The sequence below is a fragment of the Pectobacterium betavasculorum genome (assembly GCF_000749845.1).
GTDB lineage: Bacteria > Pseudomonadota > Gammaproteobacteria > Enterobacterales > Enterobacteriaceae > Pectobacterium > Pectobacterium betavasculorum.
Genome location: NZ_JQHM01000005.1, coordinates 93366 through 109798, shown reverse-complemented (window position 1 = coordinate 109798; position 16433 = coordinate 93366). Strand labels below are relative to the sequence as shown.

At 53.0% G+C, this 16433-nt stretch carries 14 protein-coding genes; 7 read left to right on the top strand and 7 right to left on the bottom strand.

Going from position 1 to position 16433, the window contains the following annotated elements:
* A complete protein-coding gene (pilM, locus tag KP22_RS13435) occupies window positions 1-852 on the bottom strand; it encodes a type IV pilus biogenesis protein PilM (RefSeq protein WP_039324719.1) in 852 nt (283 codons plus the stop codon).
* A 111-nt stretch (window positions 853-963) separates the two neighbouring features.
* Between pilM and mrcA the strand changes: the two genes are divergently transcribed.
* A complete protein-coding gene (gene mrcA, locus KP22_RS13430) occupies window positions 964-3519 on the top strand; it encodes a peptidoglycan glycosyltransferase/peptidoglycan DD-transpeptidase MrcA (protein WP_039304832.1) in 2556 nt (851 codons plus the stop codon).
* 85 nt (window positions 3520-3604) lie between these two features.
* Here mrcA and nudE read toward each other — a convergent pair whose 3' ends face one another.
* Window positions 3605-4162: an ADP compounds hydrolase NudE gene (gene nudE, locus KP22_RS13425; RefSeq protein WP_039304835.1), complete on the bottom strand. Its 558-nt coding sequence runs from the start codon at window positions 4160-4162 to the stop codon at window positions 3605-3607.
* Window positions 4163-4599: 437 nt separating this feature from the next.
* On the opposite strand from nudE, the gene KP22_RS13420 reads away from it, so the two are divergent.
* The 5 genes from KP22_RS13420 (at window position 4600) to pckA (ending at window position 10877) form a co-directional block, all read left to right on the top strand.
* Entirely contained in the window at window positions 4600-6747 is a 2148-nt protein-coding gene (locus tag KP22_RS13420; protein WP_039324717.1) for an intracellular growth attenuator family protein, read from the top strand.
* Window positions 6748-6875: 128 nt separating this feature from the next.
* Window positions 6876-7562, top strand: coding sequence for a GMP/IMP nucleotidase (gene yrfG, locus KP22_RS13415; RefSeq protein ID WP_039324715.1), 687 nt, complete (start codon window positions 6876-6878; stop codon window positions 7560-7562).
* Window positions 7563-7680: 118 nt separating this feature from the next.
* Complete coding sequence (gene hslR, locus KP22_RS13410) at window positions 7681-8091, top strand: ribosome-associated heat shock protein Hsp15 (protein WP_039324713.1); 411 nt, start codon at window positions 7681-7683, stop codon at window positions 8089-8091.
* A gap of 99 nt (window positions 8092-8190) precedes the next feature.
* Window positions 8191-9060: an Hsp33 family molecular chaperone HslO gene (gene hslO, locus KP22_RS13405; protein WP_039304847.1), complete on the top strand. Its 870-nt coding sequence runs from the start codon at window positions 8191-8193 to the stop codon at window positions 9058-9060.
* A gap of 197 nt (window positions 9061-9257) precedes the next feature.
* Window positions 9258-10877 carry a phosphoenolpyruvate carboxykinase (ATP) gene (gene pckA / locus KP22_RS13400; RefSeq protein ID WP_039304850.1) on the top strand — a complete coding sequence of 540 codons (1620 nt, stop codon included), beginning with the start codon at window positions 9258-9260 and terminating at the stop codon, window positions 10875-10877.
* Between the two features lie 198 nt (window positions 10878-11075).
* Here the strand turns inward: pckA and envZ are convergent, their stop codons facing one another.
* Window positions 11076-12437 (bottom strand): two-component system sensor histidine kinase EnvZ, encoded by a 1362-nt coding sequence (gene envZ / locus KP22_RS13395; RefSeq protein ID WP_039324711.1) that lies wholly within the window; start codon window positions 12435-12437, stop codon window positions 11076-11078.
* Entirely contained in the window at window positions 12434-13153 is a 720-nt protein-coding gene (ompR, locus tag KP22_RS13390) for an osmolarity response regulator transcription factor OmpR (RefSeq protein ID WP_005969424.1), read from the bottom strand. The genes envZ and ompR overlap by 4 nt, the downstream gene beginning before the upstream one ends.
* 211 nt (window positions 13154-13364) lie before the next feature.
* Between ompR and KP22_RS22440 the strand changes: the two genes are divergently transcribed.
* A complete protein-coding gene (locus KP22_RS22440) occupies window positions 13365-13520 on the top strand; it encodes a hypothetical protein (RefSeq protein WP_156107278.1) in 156 nt (51 codons plus the stop codon).
* On the opposite strand, the gene KP22_RS13385 is transcribed toward KP22_RS22440, so the two are convergent.
* The 3 genes from KP22_RS13385 to KP22_RS13375 form a co-directional block, all read right to left on the bottom strand.
* Window positions 13517-13927, bottom strand: a complete 411-nt coding sequence (locus KP22_RS13385; RefSeq protein ID WP_039304857.1) for a ParB N-terminal domain-containing protein — start codon at window positions 13925-13927, stop codon at window positions 13517-13519. The two genes, KP22_RS22440 and KP22_RS13385, sit on opposite strands and share 4 nt — an antisense overlap.
* Window positions 13928-13989: 62 nt before the next feature.
* Entirely contained in the window at window positions 13990-15141 is a 1152-nt protein-coding gene (locus KP22_RS13380; protein ID WP_039324709.1) for an ABC transporter substrate-binding protein, read from the bottom strand.
* Window positions 15134-16384, bottom strand: coding sequence for an MFS transporter (locus KP22_RS13375; protein WP_039324707.1), 1251 nt, complete (start codon window positions 16382-16384; stop codon window positions 15134-15136). Before KP22_RS13375 ends, KP22_RS13380 begins: the two co-directional genes overlap by 8 nt.
* Between the last annotated feature and the right edge of the window lie 49 nt (window positions 16385-16433).

The following is a 16433-nucleotide window of genomic DNA, read 5'->3' as shown; positions in this document are numbered from 1 at the left end:
TCAGGCATCCTCTGGGCGCAATGCCAGCCCACCCGCTATCGCAAAAGCCGAAGGGAAGCTCGGCAGCGGCGGCTGCATGTGGTTAAACACCGTTAATGGCGACCACGGTTGTAGTACGTCGGTCAGATGGTAGGGCAAATCGGGCGAGACGCTAGAGTAATAGGCTATTTCCTCGACGTCATGCTGATAGCGAGTGCTTACAAGCGATAAGATATCGGCCTCATCATTCAGTTCATCAAGGTGTATCACGCCTGAGTGGAAAGCGTGGTTAAGCGGGGATACCCATAGCCAGCTATCCAATAGGCGATGCAGAAACAGGCGATTAGACTCAAGCCCTGCCTGCTGCGCCATCAGTCTGAGCGCACACGTTGACACCTCAAGAACATCAGGCCGCAATCCCGCGTTATTCAAGCACGTTAACCAATTATCAATCTCCTGCCGACGCGCAGCCGTCACCAGCAGCGAACCCTGCATCTGCGGGTCTTCCCGATAGTCTATCGCCAGTGATTCGCTGCCGATCGGTAGCTTACGAGCCGCTAGAGTTTCAATATAGAAGCTACGCTCCGGCTCCTGTAAACGCTGGTCGGGCATAGGGAGATGCTGTTGCAAAGTCAGTTGAGCAGGGAACCCTACCCGTAGCGAAATGTGTCCAGGCAGCAAACGACGCCATGTTCGCAAGACCTCACAAAGTGCCTCAGTATGGTGTAGACTACCCGTGCGCAAGGTGTCGTCTGGTAGCGGATATTGCCACCAGTGACGAAGCTGCCAGCCATAGCGGCGACGCTGAACCGCTAGTGCACGCATGAAGCCGTTTTGTATATCTACTCCAACCCGCCAGATGTGATAAGCCATGTTCAACCCGATTTCCTTATCCAATAAACGTATCCACAGTGCTGGGTTATCTTTATACTAGCGCCCGATTGTTTATAAACTGTTCAAACGCTACTGAATGGAAAATCCCAGGTGAAGTTCGTAAAATATCTATTCATCCTTGCAGTCTCTTGCATTCTGCTGGGAGCTGCCTCGATATATGGTTTGTACCGCTATATCGAACCCCAACTGCCCGATGTCGCCGCGCTGAAAGACGTTCGGCTGCAAACGCCGATGCAGGTCTACAGCGCCGATGGCGAGCTGATCGCTCAGTTTGGTGAAAAACGCCGTATCCCGCTCAAATTGGATCAGGTTCCCCCTGAACTGGTACATGCCTTTATCGCGACCGAAGATAGCCGCTTCTATGAGCACCACGGTGTCGATCCCGTCGGGATTATCCGCGCCGCGTCTATCGCACTCACGTCTGGTCACGCCTCCCAAGGGGCGAGTACCATTACGCAACAGCTCGCCAGGAACTTCTTCCTGAGCCCAGAACGCACCCTGATTCGTAAGATCAAGGAAGTGTTTCTGGCTATCCGTATTGAGCAATTGCTGACCAAGGATGAAATCCTTGAGCTCTACCTGAACAAGATTTACCTCGGCTATCGCGCCTATGGGGTTGGCGCAGCGGCACAGGTTTACTTTGGCCGCCCTGTTGACCAGTTAACGCTGAGCGAAATGGCGATGATCGCCGGTCTGCCGAAGGCTCCATCGACGTTCAACCCGCTCTATTCCTACGATCGCGCCGTTGCGCGCCGCAACGTAGTACTTGCGCGTATGAAGGATGAAAACTACATCACACCGTCGCAATACGATGCGGCACGTAACGAAAAGCTGGTCGCGAATTACCACGCGCCTAAAATTTCGTTCTCCGCGCCATATGTCGCAGAAATGGCACGACAGGAGATGGTCAAACGCTACGGCGAAGATGCTTATAACGACGGTTATAAGGTCTACACAACTGTCACCAAAAAATTGCAAACCGCTGCACAGGATGCATTGCGTAACAACATCCTCGCCTATGACATGCGCCACGGTTATCGCGGCCCGAGCAAAGTGCTGTGGAAAGTGGGGGAAGGTGTTTGGGATCAGGCGAAGATGATTGCCGCCCTGAAAGCGTTGCCGGTCTACGGCCCGCTCTATCCAGCCATCGTCACCAGCACAACGGCAGACAACGCGATTGCTATCCTGTCTGATGGCAGCAATATTGCCTTGCCGATGGCGGGTATGCGCTGGGCACGCGCATACCGTTCCGATACGCAACAAGGGCCAACACCGAAGCGCGTCACAGACGTTGTGCAGGCAGGCCAGCAGGTTTGGGTACGTAAAGTGAACGATGGCTGGTGGCTGGCACAGGTGCCGGACGTCAACTCCGCTATCGTCTCGCTCAACCCGAAAAATGGTGCCATAGAAGCGCTGGTTGGCGGCTTTGATTTTAACCACAGCAAGTTCAACCGCGCGACACAGGCACTGCGTCAGATTGGTTCCAACATCAAACCTTTCCTCTACACTGCGGCAATGGACAAAGGTTTAACGCTGGCAACGATTCTGAACGATGTCCCGATCACTCGTTGGGATGCTGGTGCAGGATCTGACTGGCGGCCGAAAAACTCCCCGGCAACCTATGACGGTCCGATACGCTTGCGTCAGGGACTAGGCCAATCCAAAAACGTGGTGATGGTTCGCGCCATGCGTGCGATGGGTGTGGACTATGCGGCGGAGTACCTGCAACGCTTCGGTTTCCCGGCACAGAATATCGTCCATACCGAATCGCTGGCGCTGGGTGCCGCCTCGTTTACGCCGCTACAGGTCGTACGCGGTTATGCTGTCATGGCAAACGGCGGCTATCTGGTCGATCCCTATCTGATTAGCAAGATAGAGAACGAAATGAGCGGTACGGTCTTTACCGCGACGCCAAAAGTAGTCTGCGATACCTGTAATCTGCCGCTGGTCTACGGTGACACGCCACGCTCACCAGTGTTGGCAACCACTAACGTTGAAGATGTTGCTACGTCAAACGAAGCACCACCGTTAGGTCTGCCACAGCCAGAGCTGGAGCCTGTTACACCAGAAGCCGCACAGCAGAGCGCTGCGCAACCTTATGCACCGCATGTTATCAATACGCCGCTGTCCTTCCTGATTAAAGACGCGATGAACAGCAACGTCTTTGGCGAACCGGGTTGGATGGGTACAGGCTGGCGCGCGGGTCGTGATTTGAAACGTCGAGATATCGGCGGCAAAACCGGTACAACAAACAGTTCTAAAGACGCCTGGTTCTCCGGCTATGGCCCGAATCTGGTGACTTCAGTCTGGATCGGCTTCGACGATCATCGCCGAGATCTGGGTGCCAGCAGCGCATCTGGTGCCATTAAAGATCAGATCTCCGGCTACGAGGGCGGTGCGAAATCAGCGCAGCCTGCATGGGATGATTTCATGAAAGCCGCGCTGGATGGCGTACCAGAGCAACCTCTGACGCCACCGCCCGGTATCGTTAGCGTGGTTATTGACCGCAGCAGCGGTAAGCTGTCTAACGGTGGTGGGAACAGCCGTTCCGAATACTTCATTGACGGTACACAGCCGAAAGAATATGAAGTGCATGAAGTCGGCACCACGCTAATGGATAACGGACAAAGCGAAGAGCTATTCTAGTCGGCGTATCATGCCGTAACGCAAAGACAAAGAAGGTGCCCAACGTGGCACCTTCTTTTTTTGGTTATTTCCGATACGATAAAAATTAGCGAGGTGTACGACGCAGCCAGTCGTGGGCCAGAAACAGTGCACTGACATTACGTGCTTCACGGAAATCAGGCTCTTGCAGCAGCGACATCATGTTATCCACTGACCAGCGGACTTGCGGCATGGGCTCAGGTTCATCACCTTCCAGGCTCTTTGGGTACAGCCCGTGCGCCACGACAATATTCATCTGGCTGGAAAAATAGGAAGGTGCCATGGTTAACGTCGCCAGCAATTCCAGCTTTTCTGCTCCAAAACCAACTTCTTCCATCAATTCACGGTTAGCGGCTTCAAAGACCGTTTCGCCGGGATCGATTAGCCCTTTGGGGAATCCCAGTTCGTATTCTTCAATACCGACGGCGTATTCACGGATCAACAGCAGTTCATCATCAATGATCGGGACGATCATCACCGCCTGTCGGCCGCTTGAACGCATCCGTTCATAAACCCGGCGTACCCCGTTGCTAAATTCAAGATCGACGGATTCCACGTTGAACAAGCGCGAATGCGCTATCGTTTCCACCTTGAGGATTTTAGGTTTTTGCAGGTTATGACTCATTGATGCCCCCAGAGAGTTACGACCAGAACGGCACCTTAGCCCAACGCGCAGATGAGGTTACTTTTACCGTAACCTGAATACGGAATGCTGTTGAATTAAGAAGAGATCGTAAATATTCTTTTTTGATTCTGTTCACATTGTGCGTTAACAGTCACCTTCGCTGCAACTATCGTGACCATGAATTTACGTGTGAGCAACATGTAAGATACATGCTGTATGAGAAGCCACCGACAAAAGTCAATAACTTAAAAAAAATAGGATTATCCTCATTCAAGAGGTGATTTTTGCTTGTTACTATCATCACCTTATGCAATGAACTCCACTCACAATTGCGTTATTAATCTAAGAAAACAATGCCATACGGGTTATCATCGATTGTATAATTTTGTTAAACTCCGACGAGAACAAGGAGCTGAGCGTTTTGGGATGGAGATGACATGAGCACAATATTTACCATATTGGCGATATTGCTTGCCTGTCTGATCGTGATCGGAGGTCTTGTCGGCTACCGTATGCGACGCCGTTTCCTGTCCGCTCCACCATTACCCGTTTCGCAATCACTTCCCCGTCGGTTAACTGAAGATGAACGGATTGCCGTTGAGCGTTATCTGACTCAAGAAAACAGTCAGCAAACCACGCCGCTTGATACTCCCAATGCACAGCCAAGACTACCGCGTTCCCTGCAAAGCAATCGGGTTTATCCCATCACCCATACGATTACACGCTACGGCCTGAGCACCGATGTTCAGAATAAGTGGCGCTATTATATCGATACACAAGAAATCCACCTTCCCCCTAATTGGGAACAGTTCATCACCGAAAATAACACCGTCGAACTGATTAAAACGCGCTCGATCCCGCTGGTTATTTCTCTGAACGGACATTCGCTAACCGAGTGCCTTGACGATCGTTCGCTGGCTCCGCTACCGGCTGAAATACCTGTACCAAACGCCTCCATCCGTCAGGAAGACAATGAGCATGCGGAGTTGGTTACCATCCGCAAAGAAACACGTGAAGAACACGCAATCCATCACTCCACAGGGTTGAAAGAAACGGCCATGCTCTGCCTGTCTTTTCTGCTCCTGTTCATCAGCCTGAATAGCCCAATTGCCCTGCTTCCCTGGCTGATAGGCACCGCATCATTGTTAGCAGTGTGGAGTCTGTGGCAGCTTTTCCGGTCACCTTCCTCCCAAGAATTGCGGGACGTGCATTGCCTCCACGGCACACCGCAAGGCTTGGGGCTGTTTGGCGAATCCAATCAGGGGCCACTTGGTAATATATCTCTTGGCAATATCGATCTGATCTATCCGCCCCATTGGCAGCCCTATATCACGCAGGAGCTTGGGCGAAAAACGGACGTAGATATCTACCTCAACCGCCAGGTGATTCGTCAGGGAGAGTACCTTTCGCTGCATGATGAGGTGAAAAATTTCCCGTTACAGCGGTGGAGCAGGAATCTGCTGCTGGCCGCGGGTTCACTGCTCAGCCTGATTTTGCTTGTCACTAACGTTCAGCTTGAACTGCCGTTAAAACTCAGTTTGGCCTGGCTTCAAGGCGCACAGCGCATTGAAGTCACACAAGTCAGCGATCTGGAAAAAGCTCAGCTACGTATTGGTGACACGCTGGCTGTTCGCGGTAGCGGCATGTGCTATGTGCCCGCCGGGATTCATCCGGTCTCCACACCATCTTCCTACGCGTTCAGCCCTTTCGATTGCTCCGCCATTTACTGGAACAAAGCCGCGCCGTTGCCGTTGCCAGAATCGGAGACAATTGAAAAAGCCTCCACCTTGCTAAACTCGGTCAACAGTCAACTCCATCCGCAAGCGGAAAAAGAAGGTCAGGTCAATTCTCAGTTAGCGTCCACGATCCAGAAATCAGGGCTGATTTTGATGAAGAACTTCGCGGATGTCGTTCTGAGAACACAAGATTTGTGTCAACAGGAAAACGATTGCTCTCGCCTAAAAAATGCGCTGGTGAATCTGAGCGACGTCAAGAATTGGAATACGCTGGTAAAAGACGCCGATTCCGGCAAGCTAAAAGGCATGAATGTCGTGCTGCCCGCCGTCAGTGCAGAAACACTGGAGTCATTGGTCAACAGTTCTACCGATCAATTCTTTTATCAGGAAATCAACAACGCGGCTGAATCGCTAAACAGCCCGCCTCCTGGTGGATTCCTAATTCGCAGCGACGAAGGTCGGCAGTTCGTTAACCATCCGCTCCCCCCGATGCCGCTCAATGAATATCGTCCATCGGATCAGTGGCAGGAACTCCAGCGGCTTTCAGCCATGCTGTTGCATACGCCGTTCAATGCCACGGGCGTCATCACTCAGCTCAATACCGATGCCAACGGGACTAAGCACATCAGCCTGCACAGCGAACCCGATGTTATTACCGTCTGGCGCTATCTCGGCAGTTGCCTGCTGCTGCTGCTCTTTTCCGCGACGTTTATCATAAATGCTATTCTGACCGGCATTAAAATGCGTAAACACCAGAAACGGGTTACCGACATTCAGCACTATTACGCCTCACGTTTCAACATGATGACGAATTCGTTCCCAGAGACTCGCCCCCAGCTTCCCCGCTAACGGCATCGAGCCCTCTCTGCGGTTATGCTAACCTAGTGGGATCGGTTCCTCGTCCCTATTGTCACTATTGCATTACGCGTCTCCTGCTTCATCACCTCGTATGGCACGACGCGACATCTGGAGTCGTTATGAATCCCTACGTTAACTGGCACGACATCGACACCGTGATACTGGATATGGATGGCACGCTGCTCGATCTGGCATTTGATAGCTATTTCTGGCTTCAACTGGTGCCGCAATCGCTTAGTGAAAAACGCAGTATCAGCCTTGAGCAGGCACACCAGCTTATCAAGCAAGAGTATCAGGCGGTGCAGCACACGCTAAACTGGTATTGCTTCGATTACTGGTCAGAACGTCTCGATCTGGATATCTATCAAATGACGACGGATAGTGGCACCCGAGCCCGGTTGCGCGATGACACCACGCCGTTTTTGACGGCGTTGCGCGAGTGCGGTAAAGAGACGATTCTGCTGACCAACGCTCATCCACACAGCCTGGCGGTAAAAATCGAACATACCGGGCTGGATCAGCATCTTGATTTATTGCTTTCCACCCATACTTATGGGTATCCGAAAGAGAATCAGCGCTTGTGGCAGGCCGTCCAACAGCAAACCGGTTTTGACCCTGCCAGAACGTTATTCGTGGATGACAGCGAGCCGATTCTGGATGCCGCGAAAACCTTTGGTATCCATTACTGTCTGGGTGTACGTAATCCAGACTCCGGCCAGCAGGAAAAGGCATTCCTGCAACATCCGTCAATGAACGACTATCTTGCGCTGCTACCAGCCCTGCGCCACTCCGTTAACGCAGAGTAATGCAGGTGGCCTGATGGGGGAAACACGGTGATGAGGTTCCCGCAGGGATGCCTCGTGCCGTGGTCGCCCCCGTAACGCGATCCTTAAACGATCGGCATTAGAGTAATCAGGGGGATTTATGGCGAAAGTTACCGAGCAGACTGACAATGCCGTTCGTCTGGATAAATGGCTCTGGGCCGCCCGTTTCTATAAAACCCGAGCGATGGCTCGCGAGATGATTGACGGCGGCAAAGTACATTATAACGGTCAACGCGGTAAGCCGAGCAAACAGGTCGAGCTGAATGCCGAGATTAAACTGCGTCAAGGGAATGATGAACGCACCATCATCATTTTGTCTGTCAGCGGTCAGCGCAGAAGTGCGACAGAGGCGCAGGCGCTCTATCAGGAAACGACGGCAAGCATTGAGAAACGAGAAAAGGTGGCGCAGGCGCGAAAAATGAATGCGCTAACGATGCCACACCCCGATCGCCGCCCTGATAAAAAAGAGCGACGCGATCTGATTAAATTTAAATACAGCGATAAGGACTAACGCGCTGAGCTTCATTTGTTGGTCATCAAACGGCTGACAATAGAGAAGACTCGGCAATCGCCGCACTCCTAGCCGCCGCACTACGACGAGAAAAATATCATGGCTCACGACCAACTACATCGTTATCTGTTTGAGAATTATGCTGTCCGTGGCGAATTGGTGACAGTTAACGAGACTTATCAACGTATTTTGACCAACCACGACTACCCGGCTGCGGTGCAAACCCTGCTGGGCGAAATGCTGGTTGCGACCAGCCTGCTGACGGCAACGCTGAAATTCAGCGGCGATATTACCGTTCAGCTTCAGGGCGATGGCCCGCTGAAGCTGGCAGTGATTAACGGTAACCATCAGCAGCAGATGCGCGGCGTTGCCCGTCTGCAAGGGGATATCGTACCGGGGAGTTCACTGAAAGAAATGGTTGGCAATGGCTATCTGGTCATTACCATTACGCCGACTGACGGCGAGCGCTATCAAGGCGTCGTTGGTTTAGATGGTGAAACCGTTGCTGAATGTCTGGAAAGTTATTTTCAGCAGTCCGAACAGTTACCAACGCGGCTGTTTATCCGTACCGGACAGCACGAAGGCAATCCGGTAGCCGCAGGCATGCTGCTACAGGTACTGCCTGCGCAAGATGCCGACCGGAATGATTTTGATCATCTGACCCAGCTCACCACGACGGTCAAAGCCGAAGAGCTATTTACCCTACCTGCCAACGAGGTGTTGTACCGCCTTTACCATCAGGAAGAGGTTACCGTGTATGAACCACAAGATGTCGAGTTCCAGTGTCACTGCTCACGCGATCGCTGCGCAGATGCATTAATGACGCTGTCCGATCAGGAAGTGAATGAGATGATCGAGCAGGACGGTGAAATCGATATGCACTGTGATTATTGTGGCACTCACTACCTATTTAACTCGCTGGATATCCGCGCGATCCGGCACGATTCATCAGGAAATCTGTTGCATTAATCTTTTTAACGGGTGCGAAAGCACCCGTTTTATTATGCTTATTATTTCAACTATAAACCGTGGTGGTTATTTTTCAAACACCATGAATAAGCAAAGTTATTAATGAATTTATTTAATTTTATGATTGCTATCGCGGTTAAAATAAGCTCACTCCCTACAATGTTTAGTAGTACGACTATAACTTGAGGAGTAGCAACATGCAGATCAACGGTATTACCCCGCAAACCCTGGCTGCTTATGGAATCCATGATGTCCGCGATATTGTCTACAATCCCAGCTATGAACTGCTTTTTAAAGAAGAACGCTCCCCTACTCTACAAGGCTATGAACGCGGCATCGAAACCCAACTGGGTGCCGTCGCCGTCGATACCGGCATCTTTACCGGCCGCTCCCCAAAAGATAAATACATCGTGCGCGATGACGTTACCCGCGACACCGTGTGGTGGTCCGATCAGGGCAAAGGTAAGAACGATAACCACCCATTGAGTCAGGAAACCTGGACGCACCTGAAAGAACTCGTCACCACGCAGTTGTCCGGCAAACGGTTGTTCATCATCGATGCCTTCTGCGGTGCCAACCCAGACAGCCGCCTTAGCGTACGTTTCGTGACGGAAGTGGCCTGGCAGGCGCATTTCGTCAAAAATATGTTCATTCGTCCGAGCGATGAAGAGCTGGAAGGTTTTGAACCGGATTTCATCGTGATGAACGGTGCAAAATGCACTAATCCGAACTGGCAGGAACAAGGCCTGAACTCTGAGAACTTTGTCGCGTTCAACCTGACGGAGCGCATCCAACTGATTGGCGGCACCTGGTACGGTGGCGAAATGAAGAAAGGGATGTTCTCCATCATGAACTACCTGCTGCCGCTGAAAGGCATCGCTTCAATGCACTGCTCGGCAAACGTCGGCGAAAAAGGCGATGTGGCGGTCTTCTTCGGCCTGTCAGGTACGGGTAAAACCACACTTTCTACCGATCCGAAACGCCAGTTGATTGGCGATGACGAGCACGGCTGGGACGATGACGGCGTCTTCAACTTTGAAGGCGGCTGCTATGCTAAAACCATCAAGCTGTCTAAGGAAGCAGAACCGGATATCTACGGTGCCATCAAACGCGATGCACTGCTGGAAAACGTTACGGTGCTGGCAGACGGCGCAGTGGACTTCAACGACGGTTCCAAAACGGAGAATACCCGCGTCTCTTACCCGATCTACCACATTCACAACATCGTTAAACCGGTCTCCAAAGCGGGTCACGCGACCAAAGTGATCTTCCTGACGGCGGACGCATTCGGCGTGTTGCCACCCGTTTCTCGCCTGACATCCGATCAAACGCAGTATCACTTCCTGTCCGGTTTTACGGCCAAACTAGCGGGAACTGAGCGCGGCGTGACGGAGCCGACACCAACCTTTTCCGCCTGCTTTGGTGCAGCATTCCTGATGCTGCACCCAACGCAGTACGCTGAAGTACTGGTGAAACGAATGAAAGCATCAGGTGCGCAGGCCTATCTGGTGAACACCGGCTGGAACGGCAGCGGCAAACGTATCTCAATCAAGGATACACGAGGGATTATTGACGCCATTCTGAATGGCAGCATTGATGATGCAGAAATGCAGACGCTGCCGGTCTTCGATTTGGCGATCCCGACCTCGCTTCCCGGCGTCAACCCTGACATTCTCGACCCACGTGATACCTATGCGAGCGTCGAACAGTGGCAGGAAAAAGCGGACGATCTGGCCCAACGCTTTATCACCAACTTCGATAAATACACCGATGCACCAGCAGGTGCCGCGCTGGTGAAAGCAGGACCTAAGCGGTAAACCGTTCGCCAGCAAATGTATGTAAAAAAGGCGCGGATTCCGCGCCTTTTGCTATTGTAGAACTTAAGAAGATGCTTATGACTAACGCTGGTAGCCTAAGCCTCATTTTAGGAGAAACACGGGGATGAGGTTCCCGCAGGGACACCTCGCCCCGTGGTCGCTCCGTGTATCTCGGTTCTTAAACGATCGGCATTAGGCTTATGACTCTTTTGCAGCACCGTTATCGGCTACCGCGACGTCCGATAGCAGCGGCAAATACGCGCGGACACAAAGCCCACCGCGTTCGCTGGTGCCGACATCCAGCACGCCATCGTGCGCATCGATAATACGCTGCACAATCGCCAAGCCGAGCCCTGTTCCGCTGGTGGTTCGTGCGCTGTCGCCGCGAACAAATGGTTGAAACAGGTGCTGTAATTGGTCGGGCGCGATGCCTTCTCCGTCATCTTCTACCTGGAACCACACGCGCTGTAGCTCACGTCCGGTACTAACTTTGATCCAGCCGTTACCGTAACGCGCCGCATTCACGACCAAATTCAGCGCCGCACGTTTTATCGAGAGCGAGCTGATGCGCACCAGCAGTTCACCGGTAGCAAATTCGCTGTCAATCTGACGCTCATAGCCGCTCTCCGAGGCTACCACTTCACCCATAATGGCGTTCAGCTCGGCGACCTCCATCTGCATTTCCTGACCAGTACGCAGGTAGTCGAGGAACTGCTCAATAATCGCATTACACTCTTCAATGTCCTTATTGATCGACTCCGCCAGATAGTCATCTTCCTTGCCCATCATTTCAGTCGCCAGACGAATGCGCGTCAGCGGCGTACGTAGGTCATGACTGACGCCCGCCATCAGCAGCGTACGATCATCAGCCAGCAGCTTCACGCCGGAGGCCATCTGGTTAAAAGCGCGGGTCACGGAGCGGACTTCAGACGCGCCATATTCCCGCAGCGGCGGAGGAATTATGCCTTTACCGACCTGTAAAGCTGCGTGTTCCAGCTCAACCAACGGCCGGTTTTGTACCCGAATAAATAGCCACGCGCCACCAATCACCAGCAACATAATCGCCAGCGTATAGCGGAAAAGCGGCGAGAAATCGCCCTGATGAATTTCAGTGAGGGGAACGCGCACCCAGATGTCTGGTGACAGCCAGGTTTTCAGCCACACTACCGGCGTGTTTTTGCTGACTTCAACCCGCACTTCTGTCGGGCCGCCCAGCTGCTGCGCCATCTGATCACTCAGAAATTTATAGTGCTGCGCCCAACGCAGGCCGCTTTCCTCCGCCGCTGCGTTGGTGTATAGCGATATACCCAATTCGCGGTAAATCTCACGCCGGAACGCAGGTGGCACCTCAAGCGTAGAGCCATCTTCCAGTTGCAGACTGTCCGTCATCAGCATTCTTACTTCGTATGCCAGCACCTTATTAAACTGCTGCAAACTCGGCAGAATAGCGAAGTTGAGCACCACCAGATAGGTGGTGACCAAACTGACAAACAATAACGTGACAATCAGTAGCAACGTCCGTGCAAATGAGCTGCGCGGAGAAAAGCGCCATTGCATCATGCCTTACTGCCGTCCGGGACAAACACGTAGCCAAGACCCCACACGGTCTGGATATAGCGCGGGTGCGCCGGATCCTCTTCCACCATGCGGCGCAGACGAGAAATTTGTACGTCGATGGAACGCTCCATCGCACTGTATTCACGACCTCGCGCCAGATTCATCAACTTATCGCGAGACAGCGGCTCACGCGGGTGGCTTACCAGTGCCTTAAGCACGGCAAATTCACCGCTGGTTAACGGCATCGGTTCATCATCGCGGAACATTTCGCGCGTGCCCAGATTCAGCTTGAACTTGCCAAACGCAATAATCGCTTCTTCCTGCGATGGCGCGCCCGGCAGTTCATTTGCCTGGCGACGCAGCACCGCACGGATGCGAGCCAGCAGTTCACGCGGGTTGAAAGGTTTAGGAATATAATCGTCCGCGCCAATTTCCAGCCCAACGATACGGTCCACCTCTTCCCCTTTCGCCGTCACCATAATGATCGGCATCGGGTTGCTTTGGCTACGCAAACGACGGCAGATGGACAGCCCATCCTCGCCCGGCAGCATGAGATCCAGCACCATGAGGTGAAAGGATTCACGGGTCAGTAAACGGTCCATCTGTTCAGCATTGGCTACGCTACGTACCTGAAAACCCTGTTCAGTCAGATAACGCTCTAACAGCGCGCGCAAACGCATGTCGTCATCTACAACCAGAATTTTATAGTTTTCTTGCATTCTCTTTCTCCAAAGGCGTAATAGCGCCGACGCTGCTATTGTTCAGAAACACACGAATTACTGACAGTCGTTTCTGGTATACATTCTAGGCAAAATTGTTACAAAGCATATTAAAATTCGTGTAATCAATCATTTCCTGTGCTGTCAGTCATAAAATCATCGGCGATTTACGAAGATTACGGTTAGCGAAGATCGCCGTTTACGAAGATTGTTGTTTACGAAGACTGTTGTTTACGAAGACTATAGTAACGCCGTCGCCAATAAAAAGGCACGGTGGTGGCAAAAGCTGGCGAAAAGAGAAGCGGAAGGGTATTGCCGCCCGGATTCAGGGCGACAGCGTGAAGCGCTTAACGCAAGAGGTGATTAGCGCATGAGCTCATCAAGCACAACACTCACCGAGGGCAGAGCAGGCTGGAAAAGGTGACGCGTCGTTTTGTAGGGAAACAGGCTCTTTTGCGTCACAATCGTCTGCATGATCAGATTCTTGCAAAAAGGCTGCCCAGTCTTCCAGTGGTAAACGGACACGCGGGGATCTTCATAATCAAGTAGCGCACACGGGATATGCTTTAATCCCAGCTCGGTGGCCGCACGTAACCGATGGTTGCCGTCCATGATAATCCCCGTTTCTCTCTCTATCGGCACAGGCGTTGTCCAGCAACCACAGCGACAAATATCCTCCATCAAACATTCCACGTTCGACATATCGATATTTTCCGAGGGCAACAGGAACTGCACGGGTGTAAGGGCAATGTGGTAGGTCATACTGTCAAACATTCTCCACCTCCTGACGTAACGGTCACGCGCAGCGCCGACATGACGCCGGCGCGGCCTCTCATTTATGGCGCAAGACTGACGAAGTAGCCCGGCTGGTAATCAACCGGTAAAAACTGCTGATGAAGCTGGCGGAAGGTATCATCCGCGTTGAGATCGCGGAATAAGTCTGGGTGAAACCACTCCGCCAGTTGCTGAATCGCGATGAAATCATAGGGGCCGTTGTAAAACTGATGCCAGATAGCATGGAACGCCCGTTGCTGTTTGGCGATAGTATTGGTATAGGCCGGACGCCCGAGAAACCATTCAAGCCGCTTGCGCCCTTCCGCCCTATCCTGCCCCGGCCCTAACCCAATCCAGCGGCCGCCAGGTACGAAGGCTTCAAAGTTGCCGCTGGTGATCACCACGATCTCGGGGTTTTCCACAATCACCTGTTCAGGATGCATTTGCATAAACGTATTCGGCGCATTTTTCGCTGCTACGTTGTCGCCACCGGCCAGTTGCGCAAATTTACCGAAGTTATCCCGGCCAAACGTCAGGCAGCACTCATCGGTGTAGCCACCCAGTCGCTCAATGAACACGCGCGGAGAACGCGGGTATTTCGCCGCCAGCACGTCGGAAACGCGTTTTAGCTGCGCCTCGCGGAATGCAAGAAACGCTTCGGCCCGTGCTTCCTGATTAAACAGCGTGCCGAGCAGACGCATGGTTGGCGCGGTGTTTTCCAGCGGGTGATAGCGGAAATCAACGTAGACGATCGGGATACCGACACTGTCCAATATCCGGTCATAACCCGCATCGACAATCGCCCGCTGCGCCTCAATGTTCATAATGATGACGTCCGGCTTCAGCGACACCGCTTGTTCTACGTCAAACGTGCCTTTCTCGGTGCCGTCAAACGTCGGGATCGTTGCCAGTTGAGGAAAACGATCGCGATACTGGTGCCACGTTGCCGGATCGGACTGAATCAGATCGCGCCGCCAGGCGACAATTCTTTTCGCCGGATCTTCTTTGTCGAGCATAGCGACCAGATAAAGCTGCCGCCCTTCACCCAGCATCACACGCTGCACCGGCGTGTTGACTCTCACTTCGCGCCCCAACACATCCTTGACGACGGTTGACGTTTGCGCCGCCTGTCCCACCAGCGGCGACAGGAATGCCATCAGCAGTGCACTCAGGAATAACGGACGGCGACACTGCCGCTTCCAACGATTAAACATTTTCGATATTTCCCTTCGTCGAGAGAGAGTCATGTTTTTCCGCCTGTATCCGCAGATGTCGTAGCAGCATCAGAGCAACCAGGAAGGTCACCAGATACGCGGCGCCAACGCAGAAGAATAGCGAACGTAGTCCGGGGGAATAGAGCACTAATCCGCCCAAAGAAATGCCAAGAATCGAGGCAAATTGGCTGACGCTTTGCGCCACGCCGAGTATATAACCCTGCTGCCCTGCACCCGCCGCACGCGAAATTAGCGCCATCAGAACCGGCGTGGTAGCCCCAAGCAGCACACCCCACAGGAAATAAAGCGGGATGAAAATCGCAATATTTAGCATCATGGCAGCGGTCAATGTCACGATGGCGCAGGCCAGCATGACCACACACAGGCGGCTCAGCGTCTGCGACAGCGAGAGGTTTTCAAAATAGCGCGCCCACAATGACGCAGAGACAATCACGCCGGTCGCCTGCAAGCCATAGCACAGGCCGATAACCCACTTATCCACCTGAAAGAAGCCGTCCATGTAGAGGGAAAACGGCGTTTGCGGGATCATACGGCTGGTCAGCAACAGGCCAGAAATCAGCAACAGGCCGGGAATCGGCGACAGCGCCCAGAGCCGTCTGCGGGGAATGTCTTTTGCTTGCGCCTCTTCGGTCGGAGCGGCAGGGGTCACGGGGGTAACATGCGGCAGGAACAGCGCCACGGTGATGCCGCACAGCGCGCAGAGGATCGCCGCACTCAGGTTGATCCAGAAGAAGTTCAGATAATCGAGAATCAGCCCGCCGACAATCGCCCCTAGCAGCGATCCCACGTTGGTGGAAACCTGAAGCCAGGCAAACAGCCGCGTGCGCTGTAACGGACTGACCACCGCGACACCATACGCCTGCGCGGGCGCAATATAACCCGCACAGGCCCCCTGAATAAAACGCAGCGCGACTATCGTCCAGATATCATTTGCCCACGCTAGTCCGAGCTGGGTCAACGCCAGCCCGAACAGCGCACGAATCATCATGGCTTTGTTGCCCATGCGATCGCCCATCCGTCCCCAGAAGGCGCTGGTCAGCATAATGCCCAGCATCGGCCCAATGTATACCGCAATCCCCGCGATACTCAGTTCCGCACCGGACGACATACTTTCCAGATGCAGCGGCCAAAACGGCCCGCTCATCTCCATCGCCCCCATCGCCACCAGTTGTACGACAAACATAAAGTGGATGATGAACGCGACCTGTCCGGTCAAGCGCATGCGTCAATTCCTTCTGGTCCCACGGTGTCATCCTGTCTTAATTCAACCA